Origin of the sequence: Phyllobacterium bourgognense, from assembly GCF_003337575.1 — a bacterium.
GTDB lineage: Bacteria > Pseudomonadota > Alphaproteobacteria > Rhizobiales > Rhizobiaceae > Phyllobacterium > Phyllobacterium bourgognense.
Genome location: NZ_QPJM01000028.1, coordinates 14,302 through 32,297 on the forward strand (window position 1 = coordinate 14,302; position 17,996 = coordinate 32,297).

Below are 17,996 nucleotides of genomic sequence, written 5' to 3' on the forward strand. Positions count from 1 at the left end.
GCAGAAAGCTTTCATGGTAACCCGTCTTTATTCGCACCCGATTTATCTGGAACATTTGACACCTCCGGGGCATCCTGAACGGCCGGATCGATTGCGCGCGCTCAATAAGGTGCTGGAGGATAGCACCTTCGATGCACTGGATCGTGTCCAGGCACCAATGGGTGACGAAACAACGATCCTTTATGCGCATCCCCAAACGTTTATTGAACGTGTCCGCGATACCATCCCTGAAGAAGGGCTGACCCGAGTCGATTCGGATACGACTGTGAGCCCTAAAAGCTGGGAAGCGGTGTTGACCGCAATCGGCGCAGCGAACGCCGCCGTGGATGACGTATTTACCGGCGTCGCGGACAATGTCTTCGTGGCTTCGCGTCCCCCTGGCCACCACGCAGAACGGGACAAAGCCATGGGTTTTTGTCTGTTCAACAGCGCCGCGATCGCCGCCAGGCACGCCCAAAAAGCCCATGGCGTCGAACGCGTTGCGATCGTCGATTGGGACGTGCATCACGGCAATGGTACGCAGGACATTTTCTGGGATGATCCATCGGTGCTTTATTGTTCGACGCATCAGATGCCGCTCTATCCCGGCACCGGAGCCAAGGACGAGACGGGTGCTGGCAATATCATCAATGCGCCTCTCAGCCCGCAGACTGGCAGCGACCATTTCAGAGAAGCATTCAACACGCGTATTCTCCCCGCTATCGATGCGTTTCGGCCGGAGCTGATTATTGTTTCTGCCGGCTTTGATGCCCATCACCGCGACCCGTTGGCTGAAATAAATCTGAACGAGGACGATTTTGACTGGGCGACCGGTGCCCTGATGGAAAGAGCTGGGAGCTATGCGTCAAACCGCCTTGTCAGCCTTCTGGAAGGCGGCTACGACCTCAAGGGTATGTCGCTCTCGGCGGGCGCGCATATAAGACGCTTGATGGGAGGATGAAGCATGGCCGATGTAGAGAACAATTCCGATATCGCTGCCATGAGCTTCGAGCAGGCGCTCGATCAGCTGGAAAAAATAGTCGATGATCTGGAACGTGGTGATGTGCCACTTGAACAGTCGATCCGGATCTATGAGCGGGGCGAAGCCCTCAAGAAGCATTGCGATACTCTCTTGAGCGCTGCTGAAGACAAGGTGCAGAAAATCCGTCTTGGCCGCAACGGTGAACCCGTCGGCACAGAGCCGCTCGATCCGGAGTGAATCACAGCAACGCTATTCAGCACCGCGATGAATGGTTATGCTACGGTTCCCGCCCCTTTCGGAGTAGTGCGCATGAGTTTTTCCCCCTGCCCAGATCCCAAGATAGGTGACTTGGCGGCAATCGATGCAATCGAGACGTTAATTATCCCGCGCACCAGCGATATTGGCGGTCTCGAAGTTCGCCGTGCCCTGCCGAGCGCCAAGCGCCGACTTGTCGGTCCCTTCATTTTCTTCGACCGGATGGGTCCGGCGATCCTCCGCCCGACGGACGCGCTTGATGTGCGGCCGCATCCGCATATCGGCCTTTCGACCGTAACCTATCTTTTCGACGGGAATATACGCCACCGCGACAGCCTCGGCACGGAGATGGTCATCAAACCTGGCGACGTCAATCTCATGACGGCGGGCCGCGGAATAGTTCATTCAGAACGTTCACCGGAGGAGTTGCGGACCGAGCCGTTGCCGATTTCGGGGCTGCAGACCTGGCTCGCGCTGCCAGATCATCTGGAGGAAATCAATCCAGCCTTTGCCAATACAGGCGTAGGTGAACTGCCGGTCCTGCGTGAAGCAGGCATGGAGGCGCGTATTGTCATGGGCAAGTTCCATGGGGCTGGTTCTCCCGTCAAACAGCATGCGGAAACGCTTTACGTGGACATTCGGCTTGATCCCGGAAGCCATATTCAGTTGCCAGCTAACATTGCCGAAGAGCGGGCCATCTATACGCTGGACGGCTCGGTAGAAGTTGCTGGAGAGACCTTTCCGGCGGACCGTCTATTGGTGTTCCGCGCCGGTGACGAGATCATCGTCCGTGCACCGCAAGGCGCGCACTTCATGCTGTTTGGAGGTGCTGCTCTGCCGTCCAAGCGCTATATCTGGTGGAATTTCGTGTCTTCATCCCAAGAGCGGATCGAGCAGGCAAAAGAAGAATGGCGCACGGGCCGTTTCGATATCGTTCCTGGCGACGAGGAAGAATTCATACCGCTGCCCGAAAACCGACCCATGGAGCGGTAAACTCAGCTTCTTGCTGGTCGGCTGGTTTTCCTTTAGGGAACGGCAAGAATTGAGCTTGGAATTGGAACCTGCGCTTTGGCCAAGAATTTTGAAACACCACTGCTTGATCGCGTTAAAGTTCCTTTGGATTTGCGCCAACTGCCGGAATCCGATCTGCCTCAACTGACGCAGGAACTGCGCACCGAACTGATTGATGCGGTTTCGACCACGGGTGGGCATCTCGGCGCCGGGCTTGGAGTCGTTGAACTAACCGTCGCACTCCATCATGTTTTCGATACGCCGCATGACCGGATCATTTGGGACGTCGGCCATCAAGCCTATCCGCACAAGATACTAACCGGCCGGCGCGACCGTATCCGGACCCTGCGGCAGGAAGGCGGGCTTTCCGGTTTTACCAAGCGCGGCGAAAGCGAGTACGACCCCTTCGGCGCTGCCCATTCGTCCACGTCCATTTCCGCGGGTCTCGGAATGGCGGTTGCCAGCGATCTTTCCGGCACGAAGCGCAACGTGATCTCGGTGATAGGCGATGGAGCGATGTCGGCAGGCATGGCCTATGAGGCGATGAACAATGCCGGAGCCCTCGACGCCCGCCTCATTGTCATTCTCAACGACAATGACATGTCCATTGCCCCGCCCACCGGGGCGATGAGCGCCTATCTTGCCCGTCTCGTCTCGGGGCGCGCTTACCGTTCATTTCGCGAAACCGCCAAGCAGCTTGCCAAGAAACTGCCGAAATTCCTGCAGGAAAAGGCGCGTCTTTCGGAAGAGTATGCTCGTGGCTTCTGGACTGGCGGAACTATGTTCGAAGAGCTCGGCTTCTACTATGTCGGACCGATCGACGGGCACAATCTCGACCATTTGTTGCCCGTATTGAAGAACGTCCGCGATACGATGGACGGCCCGGTTCTGATCCATGTGATCACCCAAAAGGGCAAGGGCTACGCTCCGGCCGAGGCAGCTGCGGACAAATACCACGGTGTTAACAAATTCGACGTCATCACCGGAGCCCAGGCGAAGCCGCCCGCCAACGCGCCAAGTTATACGAAGGTCTTTGCCACGAGTCTGATCGAGGAAGCGCGTCACGACGACAGGATCGTTGCCATAACCGCAGCGATGCCGGGTGGAACCGGTCTCGACCTTTTTGGAGAGGTTTTTCCCGAGCGTACCTTCGATGTTGGCATCGCGGAACAGCATGCCGTGACTTTCGCAGCTGGCCTGGCAAGCGAAGGCTTGAAGCCGTTTGCCGCGATCTATTCGACGTTTCTGCAGCGTGGTTACGACCAGGTGGTGCATGATGTGTCGCTGCAGAACTTGCCGGTGCGTTTTCCTATAGATCGGGCGGGGCTGGTCGGTGCTGACGGCGCGACCCATGCCGGCTCATTCGATACGGGTTTCCTGGCTGCGTTGCCGGGCTTCGTTGTCATGGCCGCATCTGATGAGGCCGAGTTGCGGCATATGGTGCGCACGGCAGCCGAGTATGATGAGGGGCCGATCTCGTTTCGCTATCCACGCGGTGACGGTGTCGGTATCGATTTGCCCGAGCGGGGACAGGCTCTACAGATCGGCAAAGGCCGGGCTGTCCGTGAGGGGTCAAAGATCGCATTGCTCTCATTTGGCACCCGCCTGCAAGAATGTTTGGCTGCCGCAGATGAGTTGGACGCGGCGGGACTTTCTACAACCGTTGCCGACGCACGGTTTGCCAAGCCGTTGGACGAGGATTTGATTCGTCGTCTGGCGCGAGAGCACGAAGTGTTCGTTACGGTAGAGGAGGGGGCCATCGGAGGCTTTGCCTCACACGTTCTGCATTTTTTGAGCCGCGACGGGTTGCTGGATAACGGCCTTCGTGTCCGCACGTTGACATTGCCTGACCTCTATCTCGACCACGCAAAACCGGAAGCAATGTATGCCCGTTCAGGTCTCGACAGTGCGGGCATCGTGCGAACAGTGTTTGCTGCGCTGGGGCGTGACCACATGGTTGCACCCGTCCGTGCGTAAGACGGGCTGATGCGTCTAGATAAGCTTCTTGTGGCAAACGGGCTGTTTGCCAGCCGCTCGCGAGCACGTGATGCCATTTTACGCAGAACCGTGCGGGTGGATGGGGCTCTCGTCACCAAACCCGGTGCAATTATTGGCGAAACAGCCTTGATCAGCGTTGATGACCCGGCAAGCCCCTATGTGTCGCGCGCTGCTCTAAAACTTATTGCCGGTCTTGATCATTTTGCCATCGATGTGAAAGATTGCACTGCTCTCGACATCGGTGCGTCCACCGGTGGTTTCACGCAGGTTCTGCTCAAGCGCGGTGCAGATACCGTGATCGCTGTCGATGTTGGCCATGGCCAGTTGCATGAGAGTCTCAGGGCCGATGCACGTGTCATAAATCTTGAAATGCTCAATGCCCGGGAATTGGTCCGCGAGCATCTGGGTGGTCACAGGATCAATCTCGTCGTTTCTGACGTCAGTTTTATATCGCTGAAACTCGCGCTACCACCGGCCTTGGATCTGGCAGAGCCTGGCAGCCACTGCGTTCTTCTAATCAAGCCGCAATTCGAGGCCGGGCGCGATGCCATCGGGAAAGGCGGCATTTTGCGCGAGCCGAAGGATGGTGAACGCGTCGCAAATGATCTAAGGAACTGGTTGGATGGATTGCCAGGCTGGAAAGCCCTTGGGTACTGCCCTTCGCCCATAGAGGGCGGCGATGGCAATCGCGAGTTTCTGCTGACCGGCCTGAAAGCCACGATTGAGAAGTAAAATCTTATGAGTACGCGCGTAATGATCGAACGGATGGGCGCCGGCGGTGACGGCATTGCCGCCACTTCGGCGGGAAGCGCCTATGTGCCGTTTTCGTTGCCCGGCGAGGTTGCCAATGTGGCGCTGGAAAATGGCCGTGCCACGCTTGTGGCGCTGCTGGAACCATCGCCCGAGCGCATTGCGCCCGCATGTCGCCACTTTGAGGAGTGCGGAGGCTGCACCTTGCAGCATTGGCAGGACAGCGCTTATCGCGATTGGAAAAGATCGCTCGTCTACGATACGCTTGCAGGCCGGGGATTCGTGTTCACGCTCGACCCGCTTGTTCCGTGCGCGCCGCAGACCCGGCGCCGTGCGGTCTTTGCCGTCCGCACGAGTGAGCGGGGCGCCGTACTCGGTTTCAACAAGCATCTCAGTCACGAACTAGTAGATATCGTGGAATGTCCGGTAACAGTGCCGGAAATCGTTTCGCGTCTTGACGACCTGCGTGAACTGGTTGCTGTTCTTGGTGGCGGTATGAAACCCTTCAAACTGACAGTCACGGCGACGGCTTCGGGCCTGGATATCATGGCGTCAGGATGTGGCGCACCCGACGCGGCAAAACGTCAGGCGCTGACAGCGCTGGTTATCAAAAAGGATTTTGCCCGACTGAGCTTTGAAGGCGAAATCATCGTCGAGCCACGAAAGCCTATTGTCCTTTTTGGCAAAGTTCCAGTATTTCTGCCCGCCGGCGGGTTTCTCCAGGCGACCCTGGAAGCCGAGGTAGCAATGTCTGCATTGTTGACGGGTCATCTGGCAAAGACAAAGAAGACAATCGACCTCTTTAGCGGTTCTGGCACATTCACATTCAGGATGGCAGAGAAATCAGCAGTCCACGCTGTCGAAGGCGAGCAGTCTGCCGTTGATGCGATGGATCGCAGCATCAGGCATGTTCAGGGTCTCAAGCCGGTCACGGTGGAGCGCCGTGATTTGTTCCGGCGACCCTTTCTGGCGCGGGAACTGAAGCCATATGCTGGACTTGTCTTTGACCCGCCGCGTGCGGGCGCGGAAGCACAGGCAATCGAGATCGCGAAATCCACCGTGTCGAAAGTTGCGGCGATCTCGTGCAATCCCATCACCCTCGGCCGCGACCTGAGCATCCTCGTCAAGGGTGGCTATAAAATCGACCGCGTGGTGCCAATCGATCAGTTTCTCTGGTCGTCGCACGTCGAGGTGGTGGCTTTGCTCAGCAAGAAATAGGGACCTATAGTTAGACCGCCGTCCCGCCTACCGTCATCTGATCCATACGCAGATGTGGTTGGCCGACGCCCACTGGCACCCATTGACCGCCCTTACCACAATTGCCGATACCCGTATCAAGCTGCAGGTCATTGCCGATCATTGAAATGCGTTGCATCGCGTCGGGTCCATTGCCGATCAACATGGCGCCCTTGACGGGCGCGCCGATCTTGCCGTTCTCGATCATGTAGGCTTCGGTACAACCGAACACGAATTTGCCGGAGGTGATGTCCACTTGGCCACCACCGAAGGAAACGGCATAGATTCCGTTCTTTACCGAGGCGATGATTTCTTCCGGCGTCTTGTCGCCGCCGAGCATATAGGTGTTCGTCATGCGCGGCATCGGCGCATGCGCATAGGATTCGCGCCGTCCGTTGCCGGTGGGCTCCATTCCCATCAGGCGTGCGTTTTGCCGATCCTGCATGTAGCCGACAAGAATGCCGTCATCGATCAACACGGTCTTGTTGGTTGGCATGCCCTCGTCGTCGACAGTCAGTGAGCCACGCCGTTCGGAGATGGTGCCGTCATCAACGACGGTTACGCCCTTCGATGCTACTTTCTGGCCGAGTAAACCGGCAAATGCAGATGTTTTCTTCCGGTTGAAATCGCCTTCAAGGCCGTGGCCGACAGCTTCGTGAAGCATTACGCCGGGCCAGCCGCTGGAAAGGACGATGTCGAATGTACCAGCGGGCGCAGGGATGGCCTCCAGATTTACCAGAGCCTGGCGGAGTGCTTCATCGGCAGCATATTGCCATTTATCCGCGACGATGAATTCGCCAAAGCCCTTGCGGCCGCCTGCACCATATGTGCCGCTTTCCTGCCGATCGCCATCGCCGACAACGACGGACACGTTAAGTCGAACCATGGGGCGAACATCGCGCACAAAATGTCCATCGGCACGCAGAATTTCGACCTGCTGCCATGACGCCGCGAGCGAGACGGAAACCTGCCGCACCTTCGGGTCCTTCGCCCGGAGATAGGCATCAATCTCCTGGAGCAGTTTCACTTTCGCCTCGAAACTGGGAGAGCCAAGCGGATTTTCGTCGCTGTAGAGACTCCGGTTTGTTCCGGGCGGCGCAGCGGTATAAGTTCCGGCGTAGCCAGTCCTTACCGCCGAAGCTGCATCCGAGGCACGCTTCAATGCGCCTAGCGACAACTCGCCCGCATGCGCATAACCAACCGAATCACCAGCGACGGCGCGCAAGCCAAAACCTTGATCCTGATTGAACGAACCGTTTTTCAGCCGGCCATTGTCAAAGGCGAGGCCCTCTGATTCTCTGTATTCGATGAAGAGTTCGCCGTCATCCGCCCCGTCGAGACTCTGCTTTACGGTTTCAAGGATTTTGTCGCGCGGCGCATCAAAACTGTCGATGAGACTTTTCATGAGAATGGGTCCGGTTCAAATGGTGTGAACGGGATGTAGGCCTTCACAGCCCTTTCGACAACCGCAAACTCCCTCGAAACTTATGGAAGTGCGTCAAAACCCTCGCCAAACCCATTAAGTTCGACCGGAATGCCGATACCTTCTTCCGGTGTCTGGAAGACGATGAATGTCGCCGCCTTGCCGGTCTTCAGCGTCTGGACAAGCTGATCTTCCAGAATGACCTCGGCATAGCAACCATCCTCGAAGCAACGAACGAAGTAAGCCCGGCCGATATCTTTACCATCCACATTGAGGCCAAGGCCGTTCGGCAGGAGTACACCAAGAGGAGCCAGGACGCGCAAGATCTTCGCTTTGTTGTCCGCAGTTTTCAGAACGACAACGGAGAGGCCCATTTCCGGGCGATCCGCCGCAACGACGTTCTGGATCAGCGCGCATTGCTCCGATTTGGCACCTGCTGGTGTATCGCAAAGGATCGACCATGCGCCATGGGTGGACTTGACGGTGCCGCTCTGCTGCGCTGCCATTGCGGTGCCCGCAACGACAGTCATTGACAGGGCAAGCAGACCGGAAGCGATGCTACGTAGCGCGAAAGAGAACATGTAGGCTCCAAAACGAATCATCCAGACGTTAAACCGCTCCGCCCCGGATGAAAAGAATGCCGCTCAAACGCTCCCCAGCATAGCGCGGCCTATAAGATGTCGTGTAGCCGAAAAATGGCCGGATTGTGAGCCCAATGGCCCTGTGGGCCGCAAAACAGCTGCAAGAATGAAAAAACTGCTGCTTCGAGCGGTCTGGGGGCTTGCGGCTGGAAAGCCGCGCGCAAAAATGCCGCATGAGATCACGTTCGCCTTCCTTGCGATGTAAGCTAATGTGTGGTTTGAACGCGCCATACATCGGGCCATCACGCTGCCCAGTCTTATACTATGGAATCAATGCTTCATTCGGGAGATTTCTAGGTGAAGAAGAATATTGTCACGCTGATGGGTATCCTGAGTGGCCTGCTCGGTGCCGGCACTGCTTATGCAGCCCAGCCGGAGCCTTGGCAAATGACTTTCCAACCAGCCGCTTCTGCCATTATGGAGCAGATCGAGTGGTTTGAACGCTATACATTGTGGTTCATCGTTCCCATTACGCTCTTCGTGATGGCACTGCTGGCCTGGGTGATGTATCGCTATCGCGCCAGCGCCAATCCGGTCCCGTCAAAGACCAGCCATAATACGGCTGTCGAGATCGTCTGGACCGTAGGCCCTGTCGTCATTCTTCTCTTCCTGGCAATTCCTTCCTTTCAGTTGCTGACGGCGCAATATTCGCCCGAAGAGCCGAAGCTGACGATCAAGGCCACCGGCTACCAATGGTATTGGGGTTACGAGTATCAGGCAGGCGAAGCCCCTGTTTCGTTTGACTCCGTGATGTTGAAAGAGACTGACCGCGCCGCTGCCGGGAAGGAAGACAAAAAGGCCTATCCGCGCCTGCTGGCGGTCGACAATGAAATGGTCGTCCCTGTCAATACGACCGTGCGTTTGCTGGTCACCGGTGCCGACGTCATCCACTCGTTCTCGATGCCTGCCTTTGGCGTGAAGATGGATGCCGTTGCTGGCCGCAGCAACGAGACCTGGTTCAAGGCTGACAAGGAAGGCATGTATTACGGTCAGTGCTCGCAGATTTGCGGCAAGGACCATGCCTTCATGCCGATCGCGATCCACGTCGTTTCACAGGATCAGTACAATGCGTGGTTTACTGCCGCCGGGAAAGATCTTCCGGGTGCCTATAAGACGCTGACCGCAGCAATCGACGCAGAAAAGAATGTAAGCGTGGCTGGCAACTAAGCCGGCTTTACGCGATTTATTGAGGAACGGGAGCACTTTGATGGCAGGTTCTGCAGCTCACGAAGCACACGACGCTCACAAGCCGACAGGCTGGACGCGTTGGGTTTATTCGACCAATCACAAGGACATCGGCACGCTGTATCTGATCTTCGCGATCATAGCTGGCCTTATCGGTGGTTCGCTTTCAATCGCCATGCGCGCCGAGTTGCAACAGCCGGGCATCCAGATTTTCCACGGGCTGGCCTCGATGGTTTACGGCTTTGAAGGCGATGCGGCTATCGACGCCGGCAAGCAGATGTACAATGTGTTTTCGACCGCACACGGTCTGATCATGATCTTCTTCATGGTAATGCCTGCGCTCATCGGCGGTTTCGCCAACTGGATGGTTCCGATCATGATCGGTGCCCCGGACATGGCTTTCCCGCGCATGAACAATATTTCGTTCTGGCTGCTCCCACCCGCGCTCCTGTTGTTGATACTGTCGATGTTCGTTCCAGGTCCTGCCGGTGGCTTTGGTACGGGGGGTGGCTGGACGATCTATCCGCCATATTCGACATCTGGTCAGCCCGGCCCGGCGATGGATTTTGCCATTCTCGCGCTTCATATTGCCGGTGCGTCGTCGATCCTCGGTGCCATCAATTTCATCACTACGATCTTCAATATGCGTGCTCCCGGCATGACATTGCACAAGATGCCGCTGTTTGCCTGGTCGGTTTTGATCACGGCGTTTCTGCTGCTGCTGGCGCTCCCGGTTCTGGCAGGTGGTATCACGATGCTTTTGACCGACCGTAACTTCGGCACGGCGTTCTTCGCACCCGAAGGCGGCGGTGATCCAATCCTGTTCCAGCATCTGTTCTGGTTTTTCGGTCATCCTGAAGTTTACATCATGATTCTGCCGGCATTCGGCATCATCAGCCACATCGTCTCGACATTCTCGCGTAAACCGATCTTCGGTTATCTCGGAATGGCTTACGCCATGGTTGCTATTGGCGTCGTCGGGTTTATCGTTTGGGCCCACCACATGTATACCGTGGGCCTGTCACTCGATACGCAGCGCTATTTCGTCTTCGCCACAATGGTCATCGCGGTTCCAACTGGCGTCAAGATCTTCTCGTGGATTGCCACAATGTGGGGTGGATCAATTGAGTTCAAGCCGCCAATGGTCTGGGCGATCGGCTTTATCTTCCTGTTCACTGTTGGTGGTGTGACGGGCGTTCAGTTGGCAAATGCCGGTCTCGATCGTTCACTGCATGACACCTACTACGTCATTGCGCATTTCCATTACGTGCTGTCCCTGGGCGCAGTGTTCGGCATCTTCGCGGGCTGGTACTACTGGTTCCCGAAAATGACCGGCTACATGTACAACCATAAAATTGCCCACACGCATTTCTGGGTGATGTTCATTGGCGTCAATCTGGTTTTCTTCCCGCAGCATTTCCTTGGTCTCGCCGGCATGCCGCGCCGCTACATCGATTACCCTGATGCTTTTGCAGGCTGGAACGAAGTATCGTCGATCGGTTCGTACATCTCTGGCGTTGGCGTCCTGATCTTCCTCTTCGGCGTATTCGAGGCGTTCGCCAAGAAGCGTGAGGCTGGAGCCAATCCTTGGGGTGCGGGCGCAACGACACTGGAATGGCAGCTTTCATCGCCGCCGCCATTCCACCAGTGGGAACAGCTCCCGCGCATTAAGTAAACACGTCAATGCCGGGACCGCCAAAGGTTGTCCCGGCATTGAATAAACAAGACGGATCAAATGGCACTGATTGAGAAAAACGCAAATCTTGATGCGAGTATTGGCCTCTCGGAAGCCAATGCATCGGATTATATTGCGCTGCTCAAGCCACGCGTCATGTCCTTGGTTGTCTTTACCGGCTTCGTCGGAATGATGGCTGCTCCTGGCCAGATAAATCCCGTCTTGGCTGCAATCGCCATCCTTTGTATTGCAGTCGGGGCAGGAGCCTCAGGTGCACTCAACATGTGGTACGATGCCGACATCGACGCCATTATGAAGCGCACCTCCAAGCGGCCGATCCCTGCAGGACGTATCTCGCGCGGAGAGGTGTTGACATTTGGTCTTCTGCTATCGGCTTTTTCAGTCGTGACGCTAGGCCTGTTCATCAATCTTCTCTCGGCATTTCTGCTGGCATTCACGATCTTCTTCTATGCTGTCATTTACACTATGTGGCTGAAGCGTTCCACTCCGCAGAACATCGTTATCGGAGGAGCAGCGGGTGCGTTTCCACCCATGATCGGCTGGGCGGCGGTCACGAATTCCGTGAGCATGGAAAGCATCGTCCTTTTTCTCATCATCTTCCTGTGGACGCCGCCGCATTTCTGGGCCTTGTCGCTGTTCATGTCGGATGACTATGAGAAGGCGAAAATCCCGATGATGCCCAATGTTGCTGGGCCTGCATCGACGAAGTTACAGATTTTTCTCTATACTTTGCTGGTAGCACCAGTTGGTGTCCTCCCTTGGATCATGGGATTCGCGGGGCCAGGGTATGGCCTGTTTGCCATAGCGATGGGCGGCGCCTTTCTTGCTTCGGCCTTTACTGTGTGGCGTGCCCCAGTTGGCGATGCGATGTTGAAGCCAGCCAAGAAGATGTTCGCTTTTTCCATCTTCTATCTTTTCAGTTTATACGCAGTCCTCCTCGGCGAGATACTGGTTCGCAAGGCATTTCTGGTAGCTGGTGCTTGATATGAGTAACGACATGGTAACCCTCACGGAGAAGCAGAAGCGGGCGCAGCGCAGCCGATCCTTGGCACTCGCGCTGGCGTTGGCTGCGTTTGTCGTCGTCGTCTATGTCGGGACGTGGGCCAAAATCGGGGCCAATCACTCTTCGCAAACGGCGCCCGTAACGAGGCCCGCACAATGAGCGATGCACCGAAGCGCAAGGTTTCCGACCGGACGATCGCGATTTCTTGCCTCGCCTTCTTCTTTGGCATGGTGGGTATGGCGTTTGCTGCCGTCCCGCTCTACGCCATGTTCTGCCAGGTCACCGGATATGGTGGCACGACCCAGCGCGTCGAACAGATGTCCGATACAATTCTCGACAAAAAAATCACCGTGCGTTTCGACGCTAATACATCTGGTGGTTTGCCTTGGCAGTTCGAGCCCGTACAGCGCGAAGTCACGATGAATATCGGCGAAACCAAGCTGATCAAATATGAAGCGAAGAACATCCTCGACAAGCCGACTGCAGGGCGAGCGTCATTCAACGTGACGCCGCAGGCTGCAGGTGCTTACTTCAACAAGGTCGAGTGCTTCTGCTTCACGGATACGGTCCTGAAGCCAGGTGAAGATCTGGAAATGCCGGTCGTCTTTTTTGTCGATCCGGACATCGTCAATGCGCCTGAGCTGAAGGGCGTCAACACGATCACTCTATCCTACACATTCTTCCCGATCCCTATACCAGCACCCGTTGCGGCAAATACCGAGGTCAAGAAGAATGGTACATCAGGACAACTCTAAACTGCGCCGGCTTAGTCCGGTGTCAAAACCAATGAACAGACCTTGCGAGGGTTAGAATGGCCGAGACGCACCAAAAGAACCACGATTACCACATCATCGATCCCAGTCCATGGCCATTTCTTGGCTCGGTTGGGGCGTTTGTTCTTGCGATCGGCGGCATCGCTTTCATGCGTTACCATGCCGGCGGCGAGCTTGTCCTTTTCCGCGCCAATCTCACAAACCCCTGGATCCTGCTTATAGGCGTAATGATCATTCTTTATACGATGTACGGCTGGTGGTCCGACACGATCAAGGAAAGCAAGGAAGGGCATCACACACGCGTGGTCTCGCTGCATCTGCGCTACGGCATGATCATGTTCATTGCCTCGGAAGTGATGTTCTTCGTTGCCTGGTTCTGGGCTTTCTTCGATGCCAGCCTTTTTCCCGGAGAAGCAGCGCAAGTAGCGCGGACAGCATTCACCGGCGGCGTATGGCCCCCGAAAGGTATTGAAGTCCTCGACCCCTTGCATCTGCCGCTTTACAACACGGTCATCCTGCTTTTGTCCGGCACGACGGTGACATGGGCGCACCATGCTCTGATTCACAATGACCGCAAGGGCCTGATCACCGGCCTGACGCTCACTGTCTTGCTTGGTCTGCTCTTCTCCTCGGTGCAGGCCTACGAATACATTCACGCTCCGTTTGCGTTCAAGGACTCGATCTACGGTGCGACGTTCTTCATGGCGACGGGTTTCCACGGTTTCCACGTCATCATCGGAACCATTTTCCTCGCCGTATGCTTGCTTCGTTCGCTCCGCGGTGACTTTACGCCGACCAAACATTTCGGCTTCGAGGCTGCGGCCTGGTATTGGCACTTCGTTGACGTGGTCTGGCTGTTCCTATTCTTCTCGATCTATGTATGGGCATCCTGGGGTGCTCCGATAGCAGTGGAATAGGCGAACTTGTCTAAAATTTGCGGGCGGTCGTGGAAACACGGCCGCTCTCACTTTTTCAGCACATTCCTGCGCAACCATCCGATATACTCACTGCAGAGCCCCTCCGGCCTTGAGGCACCCTGACCATGAATCAAGACACGGCGCTTCACCCACCAGTTGACCCCGTAACTGCCGGTATAAAAGCACGCTGTCCTCGATGCGGGCAGGGGAAGCTGTTCGATGGGTTTCTCGCGCCGGCGAAGCACTGTTCTACCTGTGGGCTGGACTATTCATTCATCGACACGGGCGAGGGCCCAGCAGTTCTGGTCATGCTCTTGATCGGCTTCATTGTCGTCGGCCTTGCCCTCTGGATGGAGGTGACGCTCGATCCGCCATTGTGGTTGCATTTTATCTTATGGATACCCCTGGCCCTCGTGCTCTGCCTCGCGGCGCTCCGCTGGATGAAGGGCATTTTGATAGCCTTGCAGTACAAGCATAAAGCCGCAGAGGGTCGGCTTGATACGCCGGAGAGCCATGACTGACCGCGTGACGCCTCAACTAAGCAACCGCTTTCCGTGGATAAAATTTGTCCTCGGTGCATTCGTTTTCGCGATCTTGATCGCCCTCGGGACATGGCAGGTCGAACGCCTTTACTGGAAGGAAGGCCTGCTGGCGGAAATAGAAGCTCGAACCCATGCGAAGCCCGCATCGCTTGCCGAAATCGAAAAAGTCTGGGCGGCTGAAAAGGATGTCGACTACCGGACAGTGACAGTGACCGGCCGGCTGCTTAATGATCGCGAGCGTCACTACTTCGCGACCTATGACGGCACTTCCGGGTTCTACGTCTATACGCCGCTTTTGCTTGACGATGGTCGCGCAGTCTTCGTTAATCGCGGCTTTGTTCCCTACGACAAGAAGAATTCCGTGACACGGCCCCAAGGCGAAGTCGAGGGACAGGTGGTTGTGACGGGGCTTGCGCGCAATCCGCTTTATGACAAGCCTTCGTCGATCGTGCCGAACAACGACCTCATGACCAATATCTACTATTGGAAAGACCTGCCAACGATGGCGGGACAGTCGGGCATTGCAGATGACAAGCTGGTTCCGTTTTTCATCGATGCCGACAAGACGCCAAATCCTGGGGGCTTGCCGGTCGGCGGTGTGACGATCGTCGATCTGCCAAACAGCCACCTGCAATATGCGGTAACCTGGTATGGCCTCGCCGCGACACTGCTTGCTGTCGCGGGAATTTCGCTCTGGCAGAGATACCATCCCAAAAATTCAAACGAGCCCGAGGTCAGCCAATCTGAAGCTTCGGACTTGACTTCGCGCTGATTGCCGCCCAATTCCAACAGCACTGCAACGCTTCGATGAGACACGACACGATGGCTGACAAGAAACCACTGACAATCCGCCTGTGCGGACCGCGCGGTTTTTGCGCCGGTGTGGATCGCGCTATCCAGATCGTCGTTTTGGCATTGAAAAAATATGGCGCGCCTGTCTACGTCCGCCATGAGATCGTGCACAACCGTTACGTCGTCGAAGGCTTGCAGGCTCGGGGAGCGGTTTTTGTCGAAGAGCTTGACGAAATTCCTCCGGAGCATCGCAGTCAGCCTGTGGTCTTTTCCGCGCACGGGGTTCCGAAGTCGGTCCCCTCCGATGCGGAAAGCAAGAACCTTTTCTATCTGGATGCAACATGCCCGCTGGTCTCCAAGGTTCATAAGCAGGCGATGCGCCACCAGCGGCTCGGCCGCCATGTCATCCTGGTCGGTCACTCAGGCCATCCGGAAGTCATCGGTACAATGGGTCAGCTACCCGAAGGTGCGGTGACGCTCGTTGAAACCATCGCCGATGCCGAGACCTATGTCCCTGAGGATCCCGATAATCTCGGCTTTGTCACGCAGACAACGCTTTCCGTTGACGACACTGCCGGGATCATCGCGACCTTGCAGCGCCGCTTCCCCGCACTGACAGCGCCGGCCGCGGAATCGATCTGTTACGCCACGACGAACCGTCAGGAGGCTGTTAAAGCCGCCGCTCCGGGTTGCGACCTTTTTCTCATCGTCGGGGCGCCGAATTCCTCCAATTCAAAGCGGCTGGTCGAGGTCGCCGAGCGATCGGGGGCCGCACAATCGCTGCTGGTCCAACGAGCTGCCGATATTGACTGGAGCACGATCGGCGACATCTCAGTGGTCGGGCTTTCTGCTGGAGCGTCAGCACCGGAGATCATCGTTGACGAAATTATTCAGTCCTTTTCGGAGCGATATATCGTGTCGATCGAACTTGCGGAAACAACCATCGAGACCGAGAATTTCCACGTGATGCGGGATCTGCGCGACATGGATCTGACGAGCGCCGATATGGCATTCGTCAACGGCAGCCGGTAAGAGCTAGGATATGGCCGTCTATACCGACATCAATGAAATCGACTTGGCGCACTTCCTCAAGGACTACGAAATCGGCGAGCTGCTTTCGTATAAGGGCATTGCCGAGGGCGTCGAAAACTCCAACTATCTGCTGCATACCAGCAGCGGATCGTACATTCTGACGTTGTACGAGAAACGTGTGAACAGCAACGATCTGCCGTTCTTTCTCGGTTTGATGCGCCATCTGGCGGGCAAGGGGATACGCTGTCCTTTGCCAGTGAATCAGAAATCCGGATCGAGTATCGGTGAACTGGCTGGTCGGCCTGCCGCGATCGTAACTTTTCTCGAAGGCATGTGGATGCGCCGCCCGACCGTGCAGCATTGCTTTGCTTTGGGCGAGTCAATGGCGAGGATGCATGTCGCAGGAGAGGATTTCCCCATGCGCCGCCCCAATGCGCTCTCTGTAGAAGGCTGGCGGCCCCTGTGGAACAATTCCAAGGCCGGTGCCGATCGGGTTGAACCAGGCCTTACAGACGAGACCGAGACCGATCTCGCCTTCTTCGAGTCCAACTGGCCGTCGCATTTGCCCTCGGGCGTCATCCATGCCGACCTTTTTCCAGACAACGTCTTCTTTTTGGGAAACAAACTGTCGGGACTGATCGATTTCTATTTCGCGTGTACCGATCTGCTTGCCTACGATGTGGCCGTTTGCCTGAATGCCTGGTGCTTTGAAAAGGATCATTCCTTCAATCTCACCAAAGGTACGGCCTTGCTTCGAGGCTACAACTCCGTTCGTCCGCTCTCGGCGGACGAAGCCGCAAGCTTGCCTGTCCTAGCTCGCGGTTCGGCGCTGCGTTTCATGCTCACAAGATTGTACGATTGGCTCAACACGCCGGAAGGCAGCCTCGTCGTCAAAAAAGACCCTATGGAATATATCCGCCGGATGCGCTTTCACCGCCAGATCAAGTCGGCAGAAGAATACGGGCTCATCCTGGAAGGGTCGAAAGTGTGAAGGAGATCCAGGCTTTTACCGATGGCGCTTGCTCCGGCAATCCGGGCCCGGGAGGCTGGGGTGCGGTTCTGCGCTGGAACGGCAATGAAAAGGAACTCTCCGGCGGTGAGGCTGACACGACCAACAACCGTATGGAGTTGATGGCGGCGATATCGGCCTTGAATGCCCTGAAGGAGCCGTGCCAAGTCGATCTTTATACGGATTCGGTCTATGTTCGTGACGGTATTTCTGGCTGGATCGATGGCTGGAAGCGCAACGGCTGGAAAACTGCCGCGAAGAAGCCAGTCAAGAACGCCGAACTCTGGCAGGCGTTGGATGAAGCGCGCAAGCGGCACAAGGTGGTCTGGCACTGGGTCAAAGGGCATGCCGGCCATCCGGAGAACGAGCGTGCCGACGAACTCGCGCGCGCTGGCATGGCGCCTTTCAAACAGAAACGAGTGCCGCAAGTTTAAGAAAACTCGCCAAGGGGGCTGCAAATGGCGCTTTCCTGCGCTCCGATGCTCACGTACCCAACGTACGCTCCGCTTCGGTGCTCGAAAGTCAGCATTTTCGCCACGCCTGACGAATTTTCGGGCAGGCTCTAAGGATATCGCGTGTAGAAACGCGGTGCGGATTTGTGTGATTGATCATGTCAAAGAACCGGGTGTGCGTTCCCTTGCCACGCCCGCTTTCGCGTCTGGCCATTGCTTGCATTGTGGGAAGACGGGCGGTCGTCGAAGCGCGTCTTGGTAGATAAATAATGCGATCCGAAGACCGCCCGCTAACGTTGTCCCCCTGCCGGCCAGCTTCT

Annotated in this window: 19 protein-coding genes; 17 read left to right on the forward strand and 2 right to left on the reverse strand. The window is 56.5% G+C overall.

Going from position 1 to position 17,996, the window contains the following annotated elements:
* Window positions 1-13: 13 nt before the first annotated feature.
* The 6 genes from C7476_RS25730 to C7476_RS25755 all read left to right on the forward strand — a co-directional run bounded on the left by C7476_RS25730 (window position 14) and on the right by C7476_RS25755 (window position 6,193).
* A complete protein-coding gene (locus tag C7476_RS25730) occupies window positions 14-940 on the forward strand; it encodes a histone deacetylase family protein (protein WP_114432774.1) in 927 nt (308 codons plus the stop codon).
* Window positions 941-943: 3 nt separating this feature from the next.
* A complete protein-coding gene (locus C7476_RS25735) occupies window positions 944-1,198 on the forward strand; it encodes an exodeoxyribonuclease VII small subunit (RefSeq protein WP_112527307.1) in 255 nt (84 codons plus the stop codon).
* Window positions 1,199-1,270: 72 nt separating this feature from the next.
* Window positions 1,271-2,209, forward strand: coding sequence for a pirin family protein (locus C7476_RS25740; protein ID WP_114432775.1), 939 nt, complete (start codon window positions 1,271-1,273; stop codon window positions 2,207-2,209).
* Window positions 2,210-2,284: 75 nt separating this feature from the next.
* Window positions 2,285-4,204, forward strand: a complete 1,920-nt coding sequence (gene dxs, locus C7476_RS25745; RefSeq protein ID WP_114432776.1) for a 1-deoxy-D-xylulose-5-phosphate synthase — start codon at window positions 2,285-2,287, stop codon at window positions 4,202-4,204.
* Window positions 4,205-4,213: 9 nt separating this feature from the next.
* The gene (locus C7476_RS25750; protein WP_114432777.1) at window positions 4,214-4,957 is read left to right on the forward strand and encodes a TlyA family RNA methyltransferase; all 744 of its coding nucleotides are present in this window, start codon (window positions 4,214-4,216) and stop codon (window positions 4,955-4,957) included.
* Between the two features lie 6 nt (window positions 4,958-4,963).
* Entirely contained in the window at window positions 4,964-6,193 is a 1,230-nt protein-coding gene (locus C7476_RS25755; RefSeq protein ID WP_114432778.1) for a class I SAM-dependent RNA methyltransferase, read from the forward strand.
* 10 nt (window positions 6,194-6,203) lie between these two features.
* Here the strand turns inward: C7476_RS25755 and tldD are convergent, their stop codons facing one another.
* Together tldD and C7476_RS25765 are read right to left on the reverse strand one after the other, a co-directional pair.
* Window positions 6,204-7,616 (reverse strand): metalloprotease TldD, encoded by a 1,413-nt coding sequence (gene tldD, locus C7476_RS25760; RefSeq protein ID WP_114432779.1) that lies wholly within the window; start codon window positions 7,614-7,616, stop codon window positions 6,204-6,206.
* Window positions 7,617-7,696: 80 nt separating this feature from the next.
* The gene (locus C7476_RS25765; RefSeq protein WP_245426596.1) at window positions 7,697-8,164 is read right to left on the reverse strand and encodes an invasion associated locus B family protein; all 468 of its coding nucleotides are present in this window, start codon (window positions 8,162-8,164) and stop codon (window positions 7,697-7,699) included.
* A gap of 432 nt (window positions 8,165-8,596) precedes the next feature.
* Here C7476_RS25765 and coxB point away from each other — a divergent pair, with 432 nt between their 5' ends.
* The 11 genes from coxB to rnhA all read left to right on the forward strand — a co-directional run bounded on the left by coxB (window position 8,597) and on the right by rnhA (window position 17,658).
* The gene (coxB, locus tag C7476_RS25770) at window positions 8,597-9,442 is read left to right on the forward strand and encodes a cytochrome c oxidase subunit II (protein ID WP_114432793.1); all 846 of its coding nucleotides are present in this window, start codon (window positions 8,597-8,599) and stop codon (window positions 9,440-9,442) included.
* A gap of 40 nt (window positions 9,443-9,482) precedes the next feature.
* Window positions 9,483-11,135 carry a cytochrome c oxidase subunit I gene (gene ctaD / locus C7476_RS25775; RefSeq protein ID WP_114432781.1) on the forward strand — a complete coding sequence of 551 codons (1,653 nt, stop codon included), beginning with the start codon at window positions 9,483-9,485 and terminating at the stop codon, window positions 11,133-11,135.
* Between the two features lie 60 nt (window positions 11,136-11,195).
* Window positions 11,196-12,140, forward strand: a complete 945-nt coding sequence (cyoE, locus tag C7476_RS25780; RefSeq protein WP_114432782.1) for a heme o synthase — start codon at window positions 11,196-11,198, stop codon at window positions 12,138-12,140.
* Between the two features lies 1 nt (window position 12,141).
* Window positions 12,142-12,318 carry a hypothetical protein gene (locus tag C7476_RS28415; RefSeq protein WP_181872612.1) on the forward strand — a complete coding sequence of 59 codons (177 nt, stop codon included), beginning with the start codon at window positions 12,142-12,144 and terminating at the stop codon, window positions 12,316-12,318.
* Window positions 12,315-12,914: a cytochrome c oxidase assembly protein gene (locus C7476_RS25785; protein WP_114432783.1), complete on the forward strand. Its 600-nt coding sequence runs from the start codon at window positions 12,315-12,317 to the stop codon at window positions 12,912-12,914. The genes C7476_RS28415 and C7476_RS25785 overlap by 4 nt, the downstream gene beginning before the upstream one ends.
* Before the next feature lie 56 nt (window positions 12,915-12,970).
* Window positions 12,971-13,849, forward strand: a complete 879-nt coding sequence (locus C7476_RS25790; protein WP_114432784.1) for a cytochrome c oxidase subunit 3 — start codon at window positions 12,971-12,973, stop codon at window positions 13,847-13,849.
* Between the two features lie 125 nt (window positions 13,850-13,974).
* Window positions 13,975-14,370, forward strand: coding sequence for a DUF983 domain-containing protein (locus tag C7476_RS25795; protein ID WP_114432785.1), 396 nt, complete (start codon window positions 13,975-13,977; stop codon window positions 14,368-14,370).
* Window positions 14,363-15,163, forward strand: a complete 801-nt coding sequence (locus C7476_RS25800; RefSeq protein ID WP_114432786.1) for an SURF1 family protein — start codon at window positions 14,363-14,365, stop codon at window positions 15,161-15,163. Before C7476_RS25795 ends, C7476_RS25800 begins: the two co-directional genes overlap by 8 nt.
* A gap of 50 nt (window positions 15,164-15,213) precedes the next feature.
* Window positions 15,214-16,215 (forward strand): 4-hydroxy-3-methylbut-2-enyl diphosphate reductase, encoded by a 1,002-nt coding sequence (ispH, locus tag C7476_RS25805; RefSeq protein ID WP_114432787.1) that lies wholly within the window; start codon window positions 15,214-15,216, stop codon window positions 16,213-16,215.
* A 10-nt stretch (window positions 16,216-16,225) separates the two neighbouring features.
* Window positions 16,226-17,206 (forward strand): homoserine kinase, encoded by a 981-nt coding sequence (locus C7476_RS25810; protein ID WP_114432788.1) that lies wholly within the window; start codon window positions 16,226-16,228, stop codon window positions 17,204-17,206.
* On the forward strand, window positions 17,203-17,658 hold the full coding sequence (rnhA, locus tag C7476_RS25815; RefSeq protein WP_114432789.1) for a ribonuclease HI: 456 nt from the start codon (window positions 17,203-17,205) through the stop codon (window positions 17,656-17,658). Before C7476_RS25810 ends, rnhA begins: the two co-directional genes overlap by 4 nt.
* Window positions 17,659-17,996: the final 338 nt, after the last annotated feature.

Coding starts and splice junctions, on each gene's coding strand:
- C7476_RS25730 (WP_114432774.1), top strand. CDS start 14: ATGGTAACCCGTCTTTATTCGCACCCGATTTATCTGGAACATTTGACA.
- C7476_RS25735 (WP_112527307.1), top strand. CDS start 944: ATGGCCGATGTAGAGAACAATTCCGATATCGCTGCCATGAGCTTCGAG.
- C7476_RS25740 (WP_114432775.1), top strand. CDS start 1,271: ATGAGTTTTTCCCCCTGCCCAGATCCCAAGATAGGTGACTTGGCGGCA.
- C7476_RS25750 (WP_114432777.1), top strand. CDS start 4,214: ATGCGTCTAGATAAGCTTCTTGTGGCAAACGGGCTGTTTGCCAGCCGC.
- C7476_RS25755 (WP_114432778.1), top strand. CDS start 4,964: ATGAGTACGCGCGTAATGATCGAACGGATGGGCGCCGGCGGTGACGGC.
- tldD (WP_114432779.1), bottom strand. CDS start 7,616: ATGAAAAGTCTCATCGACAGTTTTGATGCGCCGCGCGACAAAATCCTT.
- C7476_RS25765 (WP_245426596.1), bottom strand. CDS start 8,164: ATGACTGTCGTTGCGGGCACCGCAATGGCAGCGCAGCAGAGCGGCACC.
- coxB (WP_114432793.1), top strand. CDS start 8,597: ATGGGTATCCTGAGTGGCCTGCTCGGTGCCGGCACTGCTTATGCAGCC.
- ctaD (WP_114432781.1), top strand. CDS start 9,483: ATGGCAGGTTCTGCAGCTCACGAAGCACACGACGCTCACAAGCCGACA.
- cyoE (WP_114432782.1), top strand. CDS start 11,196: ATGGCACTGATTGAGAAAAACGCAAATCTTGATGCGAGTATTGGCCTC.
- C7476_RS28415 (WP_181872612.1), top strand. CDS start 12,142: ATGAGTAACGACATGGTAACCCTCACGGAGAAGCAGAAGCGGGCGCAG.
- C7476_RS25785 (WP_114432783.1), top strand. CDS start 12,315: ATGAGCGATGCACCGAAGCGCAAGGTTTCCGACCGGACGATCGCGATT.
- C7476_RS25790 (WP_114432784.1), top strand. CDS start 12,971: ATGGCCGAGACGCACCAAAAGAACCACGATTACCACATCATCGATCCC.
- C7476_RS25795 (WP_114432785.1), top strand. CDS start 13,975: ATGAATCAAGACACGGCGCTTCACCCACCAGTTGACCCCGTAACTGCC.
- C7476_RS25800 (WP_114432786.1), top strand. CDS start 14,363: ATGACTGACCGCGTGACGCCTCAACTAAGCAACCGCTTTCCGTGGATA.
- ispH (WP_114432787.1), top strand. CDS start 15,214: ATGGCTGACAAGAAACCACTGACAATCCGCCTGTGCGGACCGCGCGGT.
- C7476_RS25810 (WP_114432788.1), top strand. CDS start 16,226: ATGGCCGTCTATACCGACATCAATGAAATCGACTTGGCGCACTTCCTC.